The following is a 19,828-nucleotide window of genomic DNA, read 5'->3' as shown; positions in this document are numbered from 1 at the left end:
TCAGTTCCCATCCAGTCCCTTTATTCCACAATCATTTTCATCACCAAGGACGCTGATATGACCAACCGCGAAGAGATGACCCTGACCTCGTCGGGCTACTACGTCTCGCAGGAAGCACCGATCCATTCCGACAACCCCGTCGCGACGCCGCAGGCATCGCCCCCCGACATCCTGCGGTGCGCCTACATGGAGATCGTCGTCACCGATCTGGCGGCATCGCGCGAGTTCTACGTCGACGTCCTGGGCCTCTACGTCACCGAAGAGGACGACGAGGCGATCTACCTGCGCTCGACCGAGGAGTTCATCCACCACAACCTCGTGCTGCGCAAGGGTCCGGTCGCCGCCGTCGCTGCGTTCTCCTACCGGGTCCGCACCCCTGAAGACCTGGACAAAGCCGTCGCCTTCTACACCGAGATCGGCTGCCGCGTGGAACGTCGGGAGGAGGGCTTCGTGAAGGGCATCGGCGACTCGGTACGCGTGGAGGACCCACTCGGGTTCCCGTACGAGTTCTTCTACCAGACCGACCACGTCGAGCGGTTGTCGTGGCGCTACGACCTGCACACGCCGGGCGAGTTGGTGCGCCTGGATCACTTCAATCAGGTCACCCCGGATGTGCCCCGCGCCGTTCGGCATTACCAAGACCTCGGCTTCCGGGTCACGGAGGACATCCAGGACGAGCACGGCACCGTCTACGCCGCGTGGATGCGTCGAAAGCCCACCGTGCACGACACCGCGACAACCGGCGGCGACGGACCGCGCATGCACCATGTGGCGTTCGCGACTCACGAGAAGCACAACATCCTCGCGATCTGCGACAAGCTCGGTGCGCTGCGCCGTTCGGATGCCATCGAGCGCGGTCCCGGCCGGCACGGTGTGTCCAATGCGTTCTACCTCTATCTTCGCGACCCCGACGGGCACCGCGTCGAGATCTATACGCAGGACTACTACACCGGCGACCCGGACAATCCGGTCGTCACCTGGGACGTACACGACAATCAGCGCCGTGACTGGTGGGGCAATCCGGTGGTCCCCAGTTGGTACACCGATGCGTCGCTCGTGCTCGACCTCGACGGCAACCCGCAGCCAGTGGTGACCCGTACCGACGACTCGGAGATGGCGGTGACCATCGGGGCCGACGGATTCTCCTACACCCGCAAGGCTGACGACGAACAGATGCCCGACTGGAAGAAGGGCGAGTACAAACTCGGCGCCCAGCTGTAGGAACCGTTTGCACCCCCGGCTGGTCGAGAGCCGCCGCCGCCCCGCTGGTCGAGTAAGCCCGGCGACGAAGGAGCCGAGCGCATCGAGACCCGCCGCCACCCGATCTCGATGCGCCTCGTCGCCAGCGCTCCTCGGCTTACTCGATCAGCGGTGGAGGCGTCCGTTCGCCGCGTTTCGCTTCGAGGGCGAGCGGAGCGAGCCCGACGCGTATCCGCCGGATCGAGCTTGTCGAGATCGAAACCACTCAGAAGGAGGACACAATGCTTCCCGCCCAGACGATCACTGACATCGCCGACGAGCTGGCGGCGGCCGAACGTGACCGCACCATGGTGCCGTTGTTGACCGCGCGGTATCCGGATATGACCGTCGAGGACTCCTACGCGGTCCAGAACGAATGGCGTCGTCGCGGAGTCGAATCCGGCCGCCGTCCGGTCGGCCGCAAGATCGGGCTCACCAGCAAGGTGATGCAGGCCGCGACCGGCATCACCGAACCCGATTACGGGGCGATCTTCGACGACATGGTGTTCGAGAACGGATCGGTCATCGAGCACGGCCGGTTCTCGAACGTGCGTATCGAGGTGGAGCTGGCGTTCGTCCTCGCCGAGCCGCTCAAAGGTCCGAATGTGACCGTGTTCGATGTGCTGCGGGCCACCGACTATGTGGTGCCGGCGCTCGAGATCCTCAGCTCGCGGATCGAGATGGCCGGCCGCACCATCGTCGACACGATCAGCGACAACGCCGCCATGGGCGGGATCGTCTATGGCGGAAACCCGAAGAATATCAACGAGATCGACCTGCGCTGGGTGGCTGCGCTGCTCTACCGCAACGAGACGATCGAGGAATCCGGGGTCGCCGCAGCGGTACTCAACCATCCGGCGACCGGTGTTGCCTGGCTGGCGAACAAGCTCGCACAACATGGTGATCGACTCGAGGCGGGAGAGATCGTGCTCGCCGGTTCGTTCACCCGCCCGATGTGGGTGGAGAAGGGCGACACCGTGCTCGCCGACTACGGGCCGATGGGTACGGTGTCATGTCGATTCGTCTGAAACCCACCCTGCGCGAGGCCTTGTCGAACACCGACCGGCCGCTGTTCGGCGGCTGGATCTGTCTCGGCTCGCCGGTGTCGGCGGAGATCATGGCGGGCTCCGGGCTCGACTGGGTGCTCATCGACATGGAACATGCCCCGAACGGGTTGGAATCGGTTCTCGCGCAACTCTATGCGATGTCGGGCTACGACGCCGTGCCGGTCGTGCGGGTGCCGGCGGCCGACCCGGTCATCGTCAAACAGGTGCTCGACCTCGGGGCGCAGACCATCCTGGTCCCGATGGTCTCGACCGCCGGCGAGGCCCGCGAGGTTGCGGCTGCGGCTCAGTATCCGCCGATCGGTCGTCGGGGAGTGGGCAGTGCGCTGGCCCGCTCGGCGCGCTGGAATCGTGTCGACGGCTACCTGGAGGGTGCGGCCGATCATGTGTCGGTATTCGTCCAGATCGAGACGGCTGAGGGGGTCGAGAACGCCCGTGCCATCGCCGAGACCCCGGGCATCGATGGAGTGTTCGTCGGGCCCAGCGACCTCGCGGCGTCGATGGGACTGCTCGGGCAGCAGACCCACCCGGACGTCGTCGCGCAGGTTGAGAAGGCGTTCGCCGGGGTCCGGTCGGCTGGAAAGCCGGTGGGAGTCAATGCGTTTGTCCCCGAACAGGCCGACAGCTACGCCGCAGCCGGGGCCACTTTCCTACTCGTCGGCGCCGACGTCGCGCTACTGGCGCGTGGCTCGGAGGCACTCGCCGCACGATTTGTCACCGACCGGCCTGAGGCCGGTCGTAGCAGCTACTGACACCCAAACATCCGGCAATGAGGCCGGACCGATATCGAAGGAATCCCGTCATGAGTGTCACCTACGACTCCCTCCTGGCCGAGATCACCGATCCCGACGGTCGGGAGATCACCGATCCGGCGACCGATGAGGTCGTCGGCAAGGTCCGCTTCCAGTCCGTCGACGAGCTCGACGAGGCCATCGCCCGTGCGCGGGCGGCCCAGCCGGCATGGGCAGCGCGGACCGATTCCGAACGGGTCGACCTGCTGATGACGGTCGCCGATGCGATCGACGCCGCCGCCGAACCGCTGGCCGAGCTGCTGTCACGGGAACAGGGCAAACCGCTCAACGGCCCCAACGCTCGCTTCGAACTGGGTGGCTGCTCGGCCTGGCTTCGCGCCACCGCCGCCACTCAGCTGCCCGGACAGACCGTTGTCGACGACGACGAGACCCATGCCGAGCTGCACTACCGCCCCGTCGGCGTCGTCGGTGCGATCGGACCATGGAACTGGCCGATGATGATCACCATCTGGCAGGTCGCCCCGGCGCTCCGCATGGGCAACACCGCCGTGGTGAAGCCGTCGGAGTTCACCCCGCTCAGCGTCCTCGCGCTCATCACCGTGATGAACAGCGTGCTGCCCGCCGACCTGCTGATCCCCGTCGTCGGCGACCGTGAAGTCGGTGCCCGGATCTCCAGCCACCCCGACATCGACAAGGTGATGTTCACCGGCTCCACCACGACCGGCCAGTCCATCATCAAGAGCTCCGCCGACACGGTCAAGCGGCTCACCCTCGAGCTCGGCGGCAACGACGCCGGTATCGTGCTGTCCGACGTCGACGCGAAAGCCATTGCGCAGGATCTGTTCTGGGGTGCCTTCATCAACACCGGGCAGACCTGTGCGGCGATGAAGCGACTCTACGTTCACACCGATGTCTACGACCAGGTGTGCGACGCACTTCTCGAGGTCGCCGGCACCATGCCGATGGGTCGCGGGCTCGACGAACGAAACGTCCTCGGACCGCTGCAGAACCGCAGGCAGTTCGACATCGTTACTCGGTTGGTGGACGCGGCCAAGGAGTCGGGTGCCAAGATCCTCACCGGCGGTGACCCCGACACCGGTGCGGCCGGCAACTTCTACCCGACCACCCTGGTTGCCGACATCGACAACGACAATCCGCTCGTCGCCGAAGAGCAGTTCGGCCCCGCACTGCCGATCATCCGATACACCGAGCTCGACGACGTCGTGACGTGGGCGAATGGTCTCGATGTGGGCCTGGGTGCATCGGTGTGGAGCAGTGACCGCGACAAGGCTCGCGAGGTCGCCGCGCGGCTGGAGGCCGGTACCGTGTGGATCAACTCGCACGGTGGCGTGCACCCGATGATCCCGTTCGGCGGTGTGAAGAAGTCGGGTTACGGACTCGAGTTCGGTGTCGAAGGCCTCAAGGGAGTCTCCGTGCCTCAGGTTATCAACGGCTGATCGTCTGCGAGGCAATCGCGTTCGTGATGCCTGTCGCGGGCTCGCCCATGTACTAACGCCGCAGGCCAGCGCGCCCTGGATACGCCGCGCCGAGGGTCTCGTACCGGGCGCGTGTCAACGGCGGCCTTCTGTACCTAAGCTGGTCGGGTGACCGCGGGTGATCAGATCTCGTCCCGGGCGACATCGTCGTCGAGGACTCCGCATGCATCCGGCGGCGGCGCGCGTGTCACGGCGGCAGCCGTCACCATGGTCGGTCTGACCGCGACGACGGTTGCGGTGAGCTTGTCGCCGGCCACCGTGGCCCGTGGCCCGGGGCTGTGCCCGTTCGCGCGGATGACCGGCCTGCCGTGCCCGGCCTGCGGACTCACCCGCAGCTGGGTTGCCCTCGGCCACGGTGACCTGGTCGGTTCGGTGAACTTCAACTGGTTCGGACCACTGTTCATGGTGGTGACTGTGGTGGTCACCGGTGTCGCGATGTGGACGGCGATCACCGGCGGGTCATCGGTGGAGCGGGTCCGTCGCGTCCTCACGAGCCGGGCTGCGTTGGCGCTGGTGGCCGTCTGGTTTGGCTATGGCCTCGTGCGGATGCTCGACGCCGGGTTCGGCTGGGGCATCTTCCAACTCGTCGTGTGATACGTCGGTCCGATCGTCCTCGACCCGCCGCGGCGACGTGACGTCGGCGGTCGATCGGAGCAGAGTGGTACTCATGCAGATCACACACTTCGGTCACTCGTGCGTCCTGGTGGAGATCGACGGAACCAGGGTCCTGTTCGATCCGGGGAACTTCTCCCATGGCTTCGAGGGCGTCACCGATCTCGACGCCATCCTCATCACCCACCAGCATCCAGACCATTGCGACCCCGCGCGGCTGCCCGACCTCGTCGCGGCAAACCCGCAGGCCGTGCGCTACGCGGACCCGCAGACCGCCGCCCAGCTCAACGACGACGACGTCGCAGGACCCTGGCAGACCGCGAACGCCGGCTCGCACGTACAGATCGGTGCGGTCACGGCGCGCTTCACCGGCGGCCGTCATGCGGTGATCCATCCCGAGATCCCGGTGATTGACAATGTCGCCTACGTGCTGGACACGAAGTCGATGACGGGCCGGTTCATGCATCCCGGGGACTCGTTCTACATCCCGTTCGAGAAGATCGACGTGCTGGCGCTGCCGTCCGCTGCGCCGTGGATGAAGCTGAGCGAGTCGGTCGATTACCTTCGGGCGATGGCCCCGCGGATCGCGGTACCGATCCACCAGGCGATCCTGTCCGACGCGGGGTCGGGCATCCACTACGGACGGTTGTCCGAGATGAAGGCCGCCGCAACCGAGTTCGTGGTGCTGGACAAGGAATCGGCCACCCAGCTCTGATCGGACGGCCGGGCAGCGCCCGTGCCGATTACGCGCCCATGCCGGTGGTCGAGTAGGGGCGAGGCGCCGTATCGAGACCCGGTTCTCTTGCACTGGAAGGGATCTCGATACGGCGCCTCGCCTAGCGGCTCGGCGCCTACTCGATCCGCGGGAGGTGCGGGTCGGTCGTCTGGCGGTCTGGGGGAGGTGCGGGTCGGTCGCTTGGCGGTCTGGGGGGAGGTGCGGGTCGGTCGCTTGGCGGTCTGGGGGGAGGTGCGGGTCGGTCGCTTGGCGGACTTGGGGGGAGGTGCGGGTCACGCGGGGCCTCCGATCTGTTGCGTCGAACGTATGTTCGATAATGGTAGAGCGGAGGTCGCGCCGGCAAGGGGCGATCACGCAGGCGGAGCGAAGAACTCGAGAGCGATGTTGTCGGGATCGCGGAACGAGATGCCTGAGCCGTAGTGGGCATGCTTGATCCCGCTGTGGCCTATCCCGAGGCTGTCGAGCTTCTTGGTCCAGGTCTCCAGTTCGTCCTGGGTGGTCCCGAAGGCTATGTGATCGAGACCTGTGCGGCGCTCGTCGAAGGAGTCGTCGGGTCCGGGGCTCGTGTGGGTGTGCAGGCCGAAAAGCGTTCCGCCGTCGAGTGCGAAGACGGTGTGGTGAAAAGTGCCCGACTCCTCGTCTTCGTCGAGGACTGGTTCAGCGTCGAACAATGCGGAGTACCACCGTGTACTGGCCGCGAGATCCGTCACCGTGATCGCCACGTGGGTGAGGGCGGGGAACGACATGATGCAACTCCTTTGGTGCCGAGCCCCCTTTCGTACGGTACGCCCCGGACTGCTGCGCCCGACGCGATACGAATGCGGCGCTTCAGCCGGTCGGCATGCCACCCGAAAGTGCCCCGAGTGTCGCAGCGTGCAGCAGTCCGTTGGTCGCCACTGCGCTGCCGCCGGCGGGTCCCTCGGTACCGTCGAGTGCGGTGAACTGTCCGCCGGCCTCACGGACGAGGATGTCAAGCGGTGCGAGGTCCCAGAGCGAGACCTCGGGCTCTGCGGCGATGTCGACCGCCCCTTCGGCCACGAGGCAGTAGTTGTAGAAGTCGCCGTAGCCCCGCACGCGCCAGACCTCGTCGGTCAGCGCGATGAACTCGTCGCGGATCCCACGGTCGGCCCAGCCGGAGAGGCTCGAGAACGCAAGGCTCGCCGACGGCAGCGTCGACACCCCGGACACCGCGAGCCGTCTCGGCATCTCCTGGCCGTCGAAGACGGTGAACGCGCCGTGTCCCTCGGCGGCCCACCAGCGCCGGCGTAGCGCCGGCGCCGACACCACTCCGACGCGCGGCACGCCGTCGACCAGCAATGCGATCAGGGTCGCCCATACCGGCACACCTCGAACGAAATTCTTCGTACCGTCGATCGGGTCGACCACCCATTGGCGGCCACTGAGCACGGCATCGCCGCCGAACTCCTCGCCGAGAACCGCGTCGTCGGCGCGGCGGGCCGAAAGTCGCCTGCGAACCATCGTTTCGCAGGCGATGTCGGCGTCGGACACCGGAGTCAGGTCCGGTTTGTCATCGACTTTCAGGTCGACGGCCCCGAAGCGCTCCATGGTGAGCGCGTCGGCCGAATCCGCGAGGGACAACGCGAGTTCGAGGTCATCGTTGAGCGCGGTGGGCCCACGGTCGTTTGGCATGCCGGTAGGTTAGCGCCACGCGGGCCTGCGAATGACCCGGACGCGGCGAAGCGGTGAACGTCCGGATTGTCCGGCCCCGGCCGGTAGGCTGGCGCCATGTCCTTGCTGGCTGTGGGTTTCGTCGTGATCTTGGCCGCGGTTCTGGTGGCCTTCGTCGTCCAATGGCAGCGAGGCCGCAACCCGCGACCGCTCGGCGCGTCCCGGGCGACCCAGTTCGTGCAGGGCACCCTGACGGTCACCGGCGTGAGTGACAGACCAGATCAGGGCGACGCCAAGGGGGAGCGGTTCTGCACCGTGTCCGGCACGATCGTCGGACCCGGCACCGATCCGGCCGAGGTGTACGGGACCCTTGTGCTGGGTGACCACGATCCCTGGCCGCAGGTCGGTGCGGATCTCCCGGTCGTCTACAAGCCCGGCAAGGCCACCTCCACGTGGCGATTCGGCGAGCTGCCGCCGATGGACACCGCCTTTCCTCCTGGCGCTCCACCGCCGGCCTGAGTCATTTCGTGCTGGTAGTGGGCGCGGACGTACCGTGACCGATTCGCGGCGGTAGGCTTGATGACCGTGCATCCCGACGTAATCGCAGACCTCGAATCCATCGGCACCACCTTGACCACGGTCGAGAAGGTGCTCGACCTCGACGAGCTGCGTCGTCGGATCGACGAGCTGGAGATGCAGGCGTCCGATCCGGACCTCTGGAACGACCAGGAGCACGCGCAGAAGGTGACCAGTGAGCTGTCCCACGCGCAGACCGAGTTCCGCAGGGTGTCCGAGCTGCGCCAGCGTCTCGACGATCTGCCGGTCCACTATGAGCTCGCCGAGGCCGAGGAGGGCGACGACCGCGCGTCGGCTCTGGCCGACGCGGACGCCGAGCGTGCCTCGCTGAGGACCGACGTCGAGGCGATGGAGGTCAAGACCATGCTCGCCGGCGAGTACGACTCGCGTGACGCACTGGTCAACATCCGATCCGGTGCCGGTGGTGTCGACGCCGCGGACTGGGCCCAGATGTTGATGCGGATGTACATCCGGTGGGCCGAGAAGCACAACTACGGCGTCGAGGTGTACGACACGTCCTACGCCGAGGAGGCGGGGATCAAGAGCGCGACGTTCGCCGTCAAGGCGCCGTACATGTACGGCACACTGTCGGTCGAACAGGGCACTCACCGATTGGTGCGGATCAGCCCGTTCGACAATCAGGGTCGACGCCAGACCTCGTTCGCCGAGGTCGAGGTGCTGCCGGTGGTCGAGACGACCGACCACATCGACGTCGACGAGAACGACGTGAAGGTCGACGTCTACCGCTCGTCGGGTCCCGGCGGGCAGTCGGTCAACACGACCGACTCCGCGGTTCGCCTGACCCACATCCCGACCGGGATCGTCGTAACCTGTCAGAACGAGAAGAGCCAACTCCAGAACAAGGCGTCGGCTATGCGTGTTCTCCAGGCGAAGCTGCTCGAGCGCAAGCGTCAGGAGGAGCGGGCCGAGCTCGACGCGCTCAAGGGGGATGGCGGTTCGAGCTGGGGGAATCAGATGCGTTCTTATGTGCTGCACCCGTACCAGATGGTGAAGGATCTGCGCACCAACGTCGAGGACAACAACCCGTCGGCGATCCTCGACGGTGACATCGACAAATTCATCGAGGCCGGGATTCGGTGGCGTATGGCCGCCGCAGACGCCTGACATGCCGTTGCCCCAGGTGACACCGCTCGCATTCGCGCCCGGTGCGACCGAGTCGGTGATCGGCCGGTTCTATGTGTGGGCCGCCACGGACGGCCTGGAGATCCTGATCTGGATCCTGGGCGGACTGTTGCTCATCCGATGCATCCGATGGTCGGCGGACAAGTACGCCGCGCGCGTCAAGGCCCAGTTCGACAACAGCGACCTCATCGTGCAGACCGAGGACGCCAAACATCGGCGCGCGCTCGTCGATGTCGTCGCGTGGACCATGATCGTCCTGGTGGGCATCGTCGTGACGATCACCATCCTGGTGATTCTCGGCGTGCCGATAAGTGGTCTGGCAGGTCCGGGTGCGGTGCTCGGTGCCGCACTCGGCTTCGGCGCACAGCGGGTGGTGCAGGACATTCTGGCGGGCTTCTTCGTAGTGGCCGAGAAGCAGTACGGCTACGGCGACGTGGTCAACCTGACCACGACCGGCAACGGCGTCGCCGAGGGCACGGTCGAGGACGTCACCCTGCGGGTGACCAAGCTGCGCACGGGCGACGGTGAGGTCGTCACCGTGCCCAACGGGCAGATCATCAAGGCGACCAACCTCTCCAAGGACTGGGCGCGGGCCGTGGTGGACGTCCCGGTTCCCGCCGACTCGGACATCGCGCTCGTCAACGAGACCCTCGACCGGGTGGGCGACGACTTCTACAACCGCAAGCGGTGGCATGACCTGTTGCTGGACTCGCCGTCGCCACTCGGGGTGATCGACCTCGAACTCGACTCGATCACGGTGCGCATGGTCGCACGAACCCTGCCCGGCAAACAGTTCGACGTCAGCCGGGCGCTGCGCATCGAGATCGTGCGCGCCCTGGCCCGCGAGGGCATCACCGTTGCCCCGGGCCGGGACGTCCAGGCCGCGAGCGGGCCACCGGCCACGCTGGCCGACGAGGTCGGGAAGGAGCGCAATCCATGACCCGCGACGGGAAGCATCGCACATCTCCCGACACCGATCAGAGCTCGGAGTCGAGCGGAGGGGTCATTCCGCCCCGCCTCCGGGACTGGGGTCACGTCTACAAGACGCGGATGCGGACCAGCACTGCTGTGCTGCTGATCGCCTTTTTCGGTTCGGTCGTGCTCTACGGCTACACGTCCCAGCGGTACGGCGTGGTCGCACCGCCGCCTGCTCGGGTGACGACATCACACACGACCACGACGGAGCCGACCTGGACCTCGACCCCGTCGTCGAGTATCGCGCCGAGTTCCACCACGACGACGACGGAAACGACGGACAGCGGCACCGAGGGCGGCTTCGGCACCGGCGAGGAGCAGTCGACAACCACGACGACCGAGCAGACGATTCCGGGGCTGCCCGGTATCCGCATCCCGGGTTTCGATCAGCAGACTCCGCAGACCACGTCCGTGCCGACGCGGTGACCAGGCACGTCTGTGACGCGACAAACCTGAGCGGCCGTCTCAGAGGCCGTGGCTACACTGGCTTCTCGTGATCAAGCTGGAGAACGTCACGATGAAGTACAAGGCTGCGACGAGGCCGGCGCTGTCCGACCTGAGCCTCGAGGTCGACAAGGGCGAGTTCGCGTTTCTCATCGGCCCATCCGGCTCGGGCAAGTCCACCTTCTTCCGCCTGCTGCTGAAGGAGGACAAGCCGACGTCGGGCGACGTGTATGTGGGTGAGTTCCACGTCAACACCCTCAAGGGGCGCACGGTGCCGAAACTGCGCCAATCGATCGGCTGCGTGTTCCAGGACTTCCGGTTGCTGCAACAGAAGTCCGTGTCCGACAACGTGGCGTTCGCGCTGGAGGTCATCGGCAAGTCGCCGTCGACGATCGGGCGGATCGTGCCGGAGGTTCTCGACTATGTCGGGCTGTCGGGCAAGGCCGACCGGATGCCGTACGAGCTGTCCGGCGGCGAGATGCAGCGCGTGGCGATCGCGCGCGCGATCGTGAACCGGCCGCTGCTGCTGCTCGCCGACGAGCCCACCGGAAACCTGGACCCGGAGACCAGCGAGGAGATCGTCGACGTGCTCGACCGCGTCAACCGGCGCGGCACCACGGTGGTCATGGCCACCCACGATCGCCACATCGTCGACGCCATGCGGCGTCGCGTCCTCGAGTTCGACAACGGCCGGCTGGTCCGTAACGATCCGCAAGGGGTCTACGGCATCGGCTGAGCCGATTCCGCGACCGTGACACGACCGCGTGAGGCCGACCGCCTCCGCCCTCGACTTCTGTTAGGACTGCGCACAGACCCATGCGAGCCAACTTCATCATCAGCGAGGTCCTCAACGGTCTTCGTCGCAACGTGACCATGACCATCGCCATGATCCTGACCACGGCGATCACCCTGGGCATGTTCGGCGGCGGACTGTTGGTGATCCAGATGGCCGACAAGAGTCAGAAGATCTTCCTCGACCGGGTCGAGATGCAGTTCTTCATCAACGACGCCGTCTCCGATGCGGACCCCAACTGCCAGCAGGCGCCGTGTTCGGTGCTGCGGACACAGATCGAGAACGAGCCCGGCGTCGGCTCGGTGACGTTCATCGACCGCAAGGAGGCCTACGAGCAGGCCAAGCAGACCTTCAAGGACAACCCGGACATCGCCGACAACATCCGCGAGGGAACCATCCCGGCGTCGCTCAAGGTCCGCATGTCCGACCCGTCGCAGTTCGGGCCGGTCCTCGACAAGTTCAAGGATCGCAAGGACCTCGGCGTGGACGGGGCTCTCGATCAGCGTGAACTGGTCAAACGTATCTTCAGCGTGCTCGACGGGACCCGCAACGCGGCGTTCGCGGTCGCGATGGTGTTGGCGATCGCCGCGATACTCCTGATCGCGAACACCGTGCAGGTCGCTGCGTTCACGCGGCGGACGGAGGTGTCGATCATGCGGTTGGTCGGCGCGACGCGTTGGTACACGCAGTTACCGTTCCTGCTCGAGGCGGTGGTCGCCGCGCTGATCGGCGCCTTCTTGGCCATCGGGGGACTTTTCACGGCGAAGGTGCTGTTCTTCGACAAGGCACTGAGCGATCTGTACGGTGTGAACATCCTGGCGCGTATCGGGGTGTCTGACGTGCTGTTCGTATCGCCGTGGCTGATCATCGGCGGAATTCTGTTGTCGGGGGTCACCGCGTATGTGACGCTGCGTGTCTATGTTCGCGAATAGTTTAGAAAAGGAGGTGTGGGCATGGTGAAAGAGAAGGGTCGCAATGTCATCGCGACCAATCGCAAGGCACGACACAACTACACCATCCTCGACACCTACGAGGCCGGCATCGCGCTGCTCGGCACCGAGGTCAAGAGTCTCCGCGAGGGCAAGGCCTCACTCGTCGACGCCTTCGCGACCGTCGACGACGGTGAGATCTGGCTGAGGGCCTTGCACATCGCCGAATACGGCAGCGGATCGTGGACCAATCACGCCCCGCGACGCAACCGGAAGTTATTGCTGCACCGCCGTGAGATCGACAACCTCATCGGCAAGATCCGCGATGGCAACCTGACGCTGGTTCCGCTGTCGCTGTACTTCAACGACGGCAAGGTCAAGGTGGAACTCGCACTCGCGCGCGGCAAACAGGCCCACGACAAGCGACAGGACCTCGCGCGGCGCACCGCGCAGCGTGAGGTCGAGCGTGAGATTGGTCGTCGCGTCAAGGGGATGTGACCGGTGGATGTAGCCCGTCCGCACGGACTTCCTCATCCACTCCGGATCGTCGCGGCAGTATTCTCCGTACTCCTCGCGCTGGTCGTTGTCTCCGCCTGTACGCCGGACCCCGAGGGGCGGATCGGCGGTGACGGCGTCGCCGTCGACGGCCTGCCGGCGACGCCGCCGATGGGTTGGAACAGCTGGAACACCTTCGGCTGCAACATCACCGAGCAGATCGTGCGGGAACAGGCGGACGCGCTGGTCGATACCGGTTTGCGGGACGCGGGTTATCGGTACGTGGTCGTCGACGACTGCTGGGCGGCCGATCAGCGTGCCGCGGACGGCTCGTTGCAGGCCGACCCGAAGCGCTTTCCCTCCGGAATGGCCGCCCTCGGGGAGTATCTGCACGAGCGGGGTCTGAAGTTCGGCCTCTACTCCGGGGCGAGCAAGCAGACCTGCACCCAGTTCCTCGGTTCCGCACCGGGGTCCACCGGCAGTCGCGGCCACGAGTCCCAGGATGCCGCGACATTCGCGGACTGGCAGGTCGACTATCTGAAATACGACTGGTGCTCAAGCGATTCCGATCACGACGATCAGGTCGAGGCGTTCACCGCGATGCGGGACGCGATCCGGGACACCGGCCGGCCCATCGTCTACAGCATCAACCCCAACAGCGGCGTCGCCGGCTCGGTACCGGGCAGCGAGTACGACTGGGGTGGTGTGGCGACGATGACTCGGATCACCAATGACATCACGCCCGTGTGGTCGACCAACGCCGATGCCTCGGGTTCTCAGGGCATCGTCGACATCACCGACGCCGTCGCGCCGCTGGCGGCCCGTGTCCGGGCCGGCTCGTTCAACGACCCGGACATGCTCGTCGTGGGCGTCGACGGGAAGCCCGGCCTCACGGTGGCGCAGCAGCGGACCCAGATGTCGATGTGGGCGATGATGGCTGCGCCGCTGATCGCCGGCAACGATCTGACGCGGATGTCGCCGGAGACGCGCGCGATGTTGCGCAACCGGGCGATCATCCAGGTCGACCAGGATGACCGGGTCAGCGCGGGGGCGCCGGTGGACGACGATCCGGAGATCTGGGCCCGGGCGATCGGGGAGAAGGGACTCGTGGTGTCCCTGACCAACCGCGGCGACCATTCGCGGACGATGACGGTGTCGTTGGCCAGCCTCGGGCTGGTCGGTGATCACACGGTCAGCGCCATCGACGCCTGGACCGGTCGGCGGTATCAGGCGTCGGGAGGCGAGTTGTCGGTGGACGTCGGCGTCAACGACACGGCGTTGCTGCAGATCGTGTGAGCGGTTGTCTCATGCCGCGTCCGAGAGTGTGACGTCGCGGTAGCTGTCCTCGTACCGATCGATCCGGTCACGCTCGACCGCGGGCATGAGCGGGTCGCCGTGCAGGATGAGGGCGTCGTTGCTGGTCGTCTCGGCGCTTTCGCGCATCTGAAAGCGGAATGCCGCGACCGAGAGCGCGTAGGCGGCAGCCGCCCCCACGCCGCATCCCCACGCGCCGGCGGTGGCACCGAGGGCGAGCGCCGCCACGAACAGACCGAGCAGGGTGAAGCCGATCAGAAGCAGCAGGTAGCCGATGTAGGAGAACGATATCGACCTGACGAGGTCGCGCATCGTGAGAGTCCTTTCTCGCGAGTTCGTGCTCGTGGACCCGAGCCACAGCGATACACACACTGTATCGATACGTTCACTGTAGCGATACGCCATGTGTATCGCAACATGCTGTGTATCGAAACGGTCCGTGTATCGACAGGCCGGCCGTGGTATTCCTGATCGGTGGCGCCGACGACCGACAGTGGGATGAAGATCGTGGGGTCGACGCTCGAGCTTCTCCGATCGCGTGGGCCCGCCGCGGTCACGATCGAGGCGGTGGCGGCCCATTCGGGCGTGGCCCGGACCACGATCTACCGCCGCTACCGCAATCGTGAGGAGATGCTGACCGATGCGCTCGTCGCGGTCGGCGTCCCGGAGTCCCCCTCCGGGGATCTGACCGCCGAGCAGCGAATGCGGTGGGTCATCCGGCAGTCGGCGGCGATGGTGTTCGACGGCATCGGATTCGGGGGCATGGCGGCTTTGCTGACCGACAGTGACCCGTCGTTCAGCGAATTGTTCCGGCGGGTGCTCACGATGCATCGCGAGATTCTCGAGGCGGCCCTGCGGGACGGGATATCCGCCGGTGTGATGCGCGCGGACCTCGAGCCCGACGGCCTCGTCGACGGTGTGGTCGGGATGCTCGTGGCAGAGCAGGCGCGCACCGGGACGATCGCGCCCGATTGGGAGGACCGGGCCTACGCACTGTTCGGTTCCGTGGTTCTCGTGTGAATCGTCGCCGAACGGATACCCGGATGATTTCGACTGCAGACGTTGTTAGACTGAAGTGCTCATCGAATTCTGGTGAGTACCTGTCTCGGGGCTGATCGGTTTCGACTGCGTGCGTCGAGGTAGGGGAAGCGTGTCGGTGCAGGCTAGAGACCACCGTAAGCGTCGTAGCAACCAATTAAGCGCCGATAAGAATCAGCGCGACTACGCCCTCGCTGCCTGAGCAGCACGGCTAGTCTGTCGGCCCGGGTCTGCTCCCAGCCCGGGTCCCGGCATCATCTTCGGGAGCTCACCGTCCTCGCCGGTCGCGGGTGGGGGCGGGACAACCAACAGCGACTGGGATCGTCATCTCGGCTTGTTCGCGTGACCGGGAGATCCGAGTAGAGGCATAGCGGACTGCACACGGAGAAGCCCTACTGACACGACGGAGGACCCGGGTTCAATTCCCGGCAGCTCCACGGCAGACGGCCCCTGAACCGCAATGGTTCGGGGGCCGTTTTGTTGACGGTGGACGAGCGCGGCGCTCGGATCAGCGCACGCCCTCCCAGGTCTCGCGTTCGTCTTTGGCGGGATCGGAGACGTCGGCCACGATGTCGGCGATCAGTCCCACGTGCCGGGCACTGAGGTCATACGACGTCCAGCCCGGCGAGCCGCTGGTGACGAAGTCGACCCAGACGCGATGGGCGGTGTCGGCGACCGCCTGCGACGGGTGGTCGCCGAGGCGTGGCGCCACCGTCTTCTCCCGGAGGTTGTCGAAGACGAACGGGATCTCGGCGGCGTGTGCGGCACCGAACCCGCGGCTCTCCGAGGGATCCGGATAGTCGAATCGGTACAGCCAGGTCGGCGCGCCACCGGCCTTCACCCGTGTCTCCGCGACACGCAATGCCGGAATCCCGAAGAACCAGTCGGTGACGACCGCCGCCACGAGATCGCCCGGGCTCGCGTCCGGCCGATTCTGCCGGTACGTCTCGATCGCACGCTCGTCCAGTCCGTATGCCTGTGCGGTCGCGGTGAAGGTGGGTTCGTCGATGAGGCCGATGGTCTGCGGCGCCACCAGGAACAGTCTGGCTTCGTCCCGCGTCGAGCCGGTCAGCATCGTCACCTCGGCGCCGACGCCGTCGGCCATTGCCTCGAGAGGGTGGCGGGGTAGTACATCTCCGTCGACGACGGGCGCAAACGGCAGCAGGCTCATCGCCAGGGGTCCCCACTTCTCCGGGTCCGGACTGGTCTGGACCTCGGTCACCAAATCTGCGGCGGCCGTGACCAATGTGTCCAGGTCGACACCGGCAATGGCCGCCCGGGTCGGCTCCACACCGAGCGATTCGGCGAGGAATCGGCTCACCATCAGCCCCTGTTCTGGGCTGATCGTGTGCGCGGTGGCGCCGGACTGCGTGATCGCGCGGGAGAACAACCCCTGTGCGGATGGCATCGTCAGCAGCGTCGACACGCTCATCGCCCCGGCGGACTCGCCTGCGACCGTCACCTGATCCGGATCGCCACCGAAAGCCGCGATGTTCTCCCGGACCCAGCGCAACGCGGCGATCTGGTCCAGTAGTCCTAGGTTGGCGACACCGTCGTCGAGATAGAGGAATCCTTCCGCGGCCAGTCGGTAGTTGATCGACACCACCACCACGCCGTCCCGCGCGAAGGCGGCGCCGTCGTACTCGGCCACCGAGTTCGACCCGTTCATGAACGAACCGCCGTGTATCCACACCAGCACCGGACGTGCGCCCTCGAGTCCCGGCGACCAGACGTTGACGTTGAGGCATTCGTCTCCGTCGATGGTCACCTCCGCGAAGAGGGGCGCGAAGTGCGGTGGGTAGTTCCCCTTGGGCACTGTCGGGCCGAACTCGCCGCAGTCGCGCGGCTCACCCCATTTCTCCGCCGGCGCAGGCGGGCGCATCCGGTTGGGGCCGAAGGGTGCTGCCGCATAAGGGATTCCGAGGAAGCGAAGGACGCCGTCGGCGAGTTCGCGGCCGCGGACCGGGCCGGAAGCGGTGGTGACGACGGGACGGCCGGGTTCAGCGGACATGGCACTCCTCGATGCTTGTGTGAGCTTCGTCACAGTAGCATCGAGGAGGCCTGGCCTACGGCGGCGGCGCCGATGAGTCCTACCGGCCGGGACGCCTCGCGACGATGGCCGTCTCGGCGGTACCGCGCGCATCAACGCGAGTAGGTGCGCTGACGCCTTCTGGAGGACGGGCGAGGGCAGCACCCACGAAATCGAGTGCGGCGCGCTGCCAGAGCCCGATGTGGTCGAGCATCGCGTGGTCTCCGCCGGGGACCGCGACGAAGGTGGCGTCCACGCCGCGGGCCACGAGTTCACGAACGCCCTTCTCGGTCCGCCGCGGGTAGGTCCGCTCGTCGGCGGTGCCGTGGATGGCGACCACGCGAACATCGTCGTTGATAAATCGCCAATCGGCGTGCTGCCACCACGGTGCGAGCGCGAGCAGGCCCACCACGCGCGGATCGGCGGCCAGTCGGGCCCCGACCCGGCCGCCCATCGAATGGCCGACGACCACGATCGGGACACCGGGGTGTTTGTGGGCGAGATCGTCGAGGGCCTTCTGGGCGTACGGCATCGGGCTGTTCTGCTCGCCGTTCCAGCCGTACACGCGATAGCGGACCTGGTGCACTCGCACCGTGCGCGGAAAACGAGCGCGGATCGACCAGGTGAAGGGGTACATCCGCAGCGCCGAGGCCTGGCGCGGGCTGAACGGTCGGTAGCTGTGATCCGTGCCGCCGGGGAGCACCAGCACCAGCAGTTCGCACGGGTCGGGTGCGCGTTTCAGCACGGCGGTCCGATCGGGACGGATGGGTTCATGACAGGGTCCTCTGTGACAACGGTCCGGTGGGGCGACAGCTGATTTTGGCTCACAGTAGCTGTTCGTCCGTTGTCGACGTCCGGATCGGTTCCAGTGGCAGAATTGCGCCATGGCACATCCGAGAGCAGGTACACCAGCGCTCCCCGAGGATCTGATCGACGTGGCCGCGGTGGAACGCGCCTACTACGACAAGTCGCCTGACCCCGACGATCCGATGCAGCAGGTCCTGTTCGGGACGTCCGGGCATCGCGGATCGAGTCTCGATGCCGCCTTCAACGAGGCGCACATCCTCGCAACCACTCAGGCGATCGTCGAATACCGGAAGTCGGCCGGCATCACCGGCCCGTTGTTCATCGGTTTCGACACCCATGCGCTATCGATCCCGGCGTGGCGCAGCGCGCTCGAGGTGCTGACCGCCAACGAGGTGGACGTCTACATCGCCGAGAACGAGAAGTTCACCCCGACCCCTGCGGTCAGCTTCGCGATTCTGCGGTTCAACCAGGCGAATCCCGGCGTGCAGGCCGACGGGATCGTCGTGACGCCGTCGCACAACCCGCCGCGCGACGGTGGATTCAAATACAACCCGCCCAGTGGTGGTCCGGCCGACACGTCGATCACCTCGGTCGTGGCACGCCGCGCCAACGAACTGCTCGCGAACAAGCTCGATGGCGTCAAGCGGATCCCGTTCGAGCGGGCACGTCGCAGCGAGTTCATCCACGACTTCCCCTACACGGCCACCTATGTCGATCACCTGCACGAGGTCATCGACATGGCCGCCATTCGCGATGCGGGAGTCCGGATCGGGGCGGATCCCCTCGGCGGTGCATCGGTGGGGTACTGGGCGGAGATCGGTTTCCGTTACAGCTTGGAGAACCTCACCGTCGTGAATCCGACCGTCGATCCGACGTTCCGGTTCATGACCCTGGACACCGACGGCAAGATCCGGATGGACTGCTCCTCGCCGAACGCGATGGCCTCGCTCATCTCCGCCCGCGACAGCTACGACATAGCGACAGGCAACGACGCCGATTCCGACCGCCACGGGATCGTCACGCCCGATGCCGGTCTGATGAACCCCAACCACTATCTGGCCGTGGCGATCGACTACCTGTTCACGCACCGTCCGGGATGGAAAGAGGGCGCGGCGGTGGGCAAGACGCTGGTGAGCTCGTCCCTGATCGATCGGGTGGTCGCCGGCATCGGTCGTCGCCTCCTCGAGGTCCCGGTGGGGTTCAAGTGGTTCGTCGACGGATTGCTCGACGGCAGCATCGCATTCGGTGGGGAGGAGAGCGCCGGGGCGTCGTTCCTCACCTTCGACGGCAAGCCGTGGTCGACCGACAAGGACGGCATCATCATGGCGCTGCTCGCCTCGGAGATGCTCGCGAAGACGGGCCAGACACCGTCGGAGCGTTATCGCGAACTCGCCGGGCGTTACGGCGAGACCGCGTACGCGCGCATCGACGCACCGGCGACGCGCGCGCAGAAGGCGCTGCTGGCAAAGCTGTCCGCGGATCAGGTGAAGGCCGAGGAACTGGCCGGTGAACAAATCACCGCCATCCTCACCGAGGCACCGGGCAACGGCGCGCCGATCGGCGGCCTCAAGGTGACGACCGAGAACGCGTGGTTCGCGGCGCGGCCGTCGGGAACCGAGGACGTCTACAAGATCTACGCCGAGTCGTTCAAGGGAGCCGATCACCTCGCCATCGTGCAGGCGCAGGCCCAGGAGCTGGTCGACTCCGTGCTCGTCTGACCTGTCGTCTCAGGTTGCTCCTATTCGGTGCCGGTTAGA

At 66.2% G+C, this 19,828-nt stretch carries 21 protein-coding genes and 1 other RNA gene; 17 read left to right on the top strand and 5 right to left on the bottom strand.

What is annotated here, in order from left to right; genetic code table 11:
- The first annotated feature begins 57 nt into the window (after positions 1 to 57).
- The 6 genes from hpaD (at position 58) to ACVT6V_RS23650 (ending at position 5,878) form a co-directional block, all read left to right on the top strand.
- Positions 58 to 1,221 carry a 3,4-dihydroxyphenylacetate 2,3-dioxygenase gene (hpaD, locus tag ACVT6V_RS23675; protein WP_489896529.1) on the top strand — a complete coding sequence of 388 codons (1,164 nt, stop codon included), beginning with the start codon at positions 58 to 60 and terminating at the stop codon, positions 1,219 to 1,221.
- Between the two features lie 260 nt (positions 1,222 to 1,481).
- On the top strand, positions 1,482 to 2,267 hold the full coding sequence (gene hpaH, locus ACVT6V_RS23670; RefSeq protein ID WP_489896528.1) for a 2-oxo-hept-4-ene-1,7-dioate hydratase: 786 nt from the start codon (positions 1,482 to 1,484) through the stop codon (positions 2,265 to 2,267).
- Positions 2,252 to 3,055 carry an HpcH/HpaI aldolase family protein gene (locus ACVT6V_RS23665; protein ID WP_489896527.1) on the top strand — a complete coding sequence of 268 codons (804 nt, stop codon included), beginning with the start codon at positions 2,252 to 2,254 and terminating at the stop codon, positions 3,053 to 3,055. The genes hpaH and ACVT6V_RS23665 overlap by 16 nt, the downstream gene beginning before the upstream one ends.
- Positions 3,056 to 3,105: 50 nt before the next feature.
- Complete coding sequence (locus tag ACVT6V_RS23660; RefSeq protein ID WP_489896526.1) at positions 3,106 to 4,512, top strand: aldehyde dehydrogenase family protein; 1,407 nt, start codon at positions 3,106 to 3,108, stop codon at positions 4,510 to 4,512.
- Between the two features lie 147 nt (positions 4,513 to 4,659).
- Complete coding sequence (locus tag ACVT6V_RS23655) at positions 4,660 to 5,145, top strand: DUF2752 domain-containing protein (RefSeq protein ID WP_489896525.1); 486 nt, start codon at positions 4,660 to 4,662, stop codon at positions 5,143 to 5,145.
- Positions 5,146 to 5,218: 73 nt separating this feature from the next.
- On the top strand, positions 5,219 to 5,878 hold the full coding sequence (locus tag ACVT6V_RS23650) for an MBL fold metallo-hydrolase (RefSeq protein WP_489896524.1): 660 nt from the start codon (positions 5,219 to 5,221) through the stop codon (positions 5,876 to 5,878).
- 371 nt (positions 5,879 to 6,249) lie between these two features.
- Here ACVT6V_RS23650 and ACVT6V_RS23645 read toward each other — a convergent pair whose 3' ends face one another.
- A complete protein-coding gene (locus tag ACVT6V_RS23645; RefSeq protein ID WP_489900983.1) occupies positions 6,250 to 6,648 on the bottom strand; it encodes a VOC family protein in 399 nt (132 codons plus the stop codon).
- Between the two features lie 79 nt (positions 6,649 to 6,727).
- A complete protein-coding gene (gene hisN / locus ACVT6V_RS23640; protein WP_489896523.1) occupies positions 6,728 to 7,549 on the bottom strand; it encodes a histidinol-phosphatase in 822 nt (273 codons plus the stop codon).
- A 96-nt stretch (positions 7,550 to 7,645) separates the two neighbouring features.
- Here hisN and ACVT6V_RS23635 point away from each other — a divergent pair, with 96 nt between their 5' ends.
- From ACVT6V_RS23635 to ACVT6V_RS23600, 8 genes are all read left to right on the top strand, one after another.
- On the top strand, positions 7,646 to 8,047 hold the full coding sequence (locus ACVT6V_RS23635; protein WP_489896522.1) for a hypothetical protein: 402 nt from the start codon (positions 7,646 to 7,648) through the stop codon (positions 8,045 to 8,047).
- Positions 8,048 to 8,113: 66 nt separating this feature from the next.
- Positions 8,114 to 9,229: a peptide chain release factor 2 gene (prfB, locus tag ACVT6V_RS23630; protein WP_489900981.1), complete on the top strand. Its 1,116-nt coding sequence runs from the start codon at positions 8,114 to 8,116 to the stop codon at positions 9,227 to 9,229.
- Between the two features lies 1 nt (position 9,230).
- Positions 9,231 to 10,187 carry a mechanosensitive ion channel family protein gene (locus tag ACVT6V_RS23625; RefSeq protein ID WP_489896521.1) on the top strand — a complete coding sequence of 319 codons (957 nt, stop codon included), beginning with the start codon at positions 9,231 to 9,233 and terminating at the stop codon, positions 10,185 to 10,187.
- Positions 10,184 to 10,648, top strand: a complete 465-nt coding sequence (locus tag ACVT6V_RS23620) for an Rv3103c transmembrane domain-containing protein (protein ID WP_489896520.1) — start codon at positions 10,184 to 10,186, stop codon at positions 10,646 to 10,648. The genes ACVT6V_RS23625 and ACVT6V_RS23620 overlap by 4 nt, the downstream gene beginning before the upstream one ends.
- A 67-nt stretch (positions 10,649 to 10,715) precedes the next feature.
- Entirely contained in the window at positions 10,716 to 11,402 is a 687-nt protein-coding gene (gene ftsE / locus ACVT6V_RS23615) for a cell division ATP-binding protein FtsE (protein ID WP_489896519.1), read from the top strand.
- 80 nt (positions 11,403 to 11,482) lie between these two features.
- Entirely contained in the window at positions 11,483 to 12,391 is a 909-nt protein-coding gene (gene ftsX, locus ACVT6V_RS23610) for a permease-like cell division protein FtsX (RefSeq protein ID WP_489896518.1), read from the top strand.
- 21 nt (positions 12,392 to 12,412) lie between these two features.
- A complete protein-coding gene (gene smpB / locus ACVT6V_RS23605) occupies positions 12,413 to 12,886 on the top strand; it encodes an SsrA-binding protein SmpB (RefSeq protein WP_489896517.1) in 474 nt (157 codons plus the stop codon).
- A 45-nt stretch (positions 12,887 to 12,931) separates the two neighbouring features.
- Positions 12,932 to 14,179 carry a glycoside hydrolase family 27 protein gene (locus ACVT6V_RS23600; RefSeq protein WP_489900980.1) on the top strand — a complete coding sequence of 416 codons (1,248 nt, stop codon included), beginning with the start codon at positions 12,932 to 12,934 and terminating at the stop codon, positions 14,177 to 14,179.
- A 9-nt stretch (positions 14,180 to 14,188) separates the two neighbouring features.
- On the opposite strand, the gene ACVT6V_RS23595 is transcribed toward ACVT6V_RS23600, so the two are convergent.
- Positions 14,189 to 14,509: a hypothetical protein gene (locus ACVT6V_RS23595; RefSeq protein ID WP_489896516.1), complete on the bottom strand. Its 321-nt coding sequence runs from the start codon at positions 14,507 to 14,509 to the stop codon at positions 14,189 to 14,191.
- Positions 14,510 to 14,695: 186 nt separating this feature from the next.
- Here ACVT6V_RS23595 and ACVT6V_RS23590 point away from each other — a divergent pair, with 186 nt between their 5' ends.
- Both ACVT6V_RS23590 and ssrA read left to right on the top strand, forming a co-directional pair.
- Positions 14,696 to 15,217: a TetR/AcrR family transcriptional regulator gene (locus ACVT6V_RS23590; RefSeq protein ID WP_489900979.1), complete on the top strand. Its 522-nt coding sequence runs from the start codon at positions 14,696 to 14,698 to the stop codon at positions 15,215 to 15,217.
- Between the two features lie 87 nt (positions 15,218 to 15,304).
- Positions 15,305 to 15,675: a transfer-messenger RNA gene (gene ssrA / locus ACVT6V_RS23585) on the top strand.
- Positions 15,676 to 15,743: 68 nt separating this feature from the next.
- Here ssrA and ACVT6V_RS23580 read toward each other — a convergent pair.
- Positions 15,744 to 17,246 carry a carboxylesterase/lipase family protein gene (locus ACVT6V_RS23580; RefSeq protein WP_489896515.1) on the bottom strand — a complete coding sequence of 501 codons (1,503 nt, stop codon included), beginning with the start codon at positions 17,244 to 17,246 and terminating at the stop codon, positions 15,744 to 15,746.
- A 79-nt stretch (positions 17,247 to 17,325) separates the two neighbouring features.
- Positions 17,326 to 18,009 (bottom strand): alpha/beta fold hydrolase, encoded by a 684-nt coding sequence (locus tag ACVT6V_RS23575; RefSeq protein WP_489896514.1) that lies wholly within the window; start codon positions 18,007 to 18,009, stop codon positions 17,326 to 17,328.
- A 139-nt stretch (positions 18,010 to 18,148) separates the two neighbouring features.
- Here ACVT6V_RS23575 and pgm point away from each other — a divergent pair, with 139 nt between their 5' ends.
- On the top strand, positions 18,149 to 19,789 hold the full coding sequence (pgm, locus tag ACVT6V_RS23570; RefSeq protein WP_489896513.1) for a phosphoglucomutase (alpha-D-glucose-1,6-bisphosphate-dependent): 1,641 nt from the start codon (positions 18,149 to 18,151) through the stop codon (positions 19,787 to 19,789).
- Positions 19,790 to 19,828: the final 39 nt, after the last annotated feature.

It is taken from the genome of Gordonia sp. LMA167 (assembly GCF_058130025.1).
The sequence above is the reverse complement of the archived record's forward strand: the minus strand, read 5'-3'. Positions and strand labels throughout refer to the sequence as shown.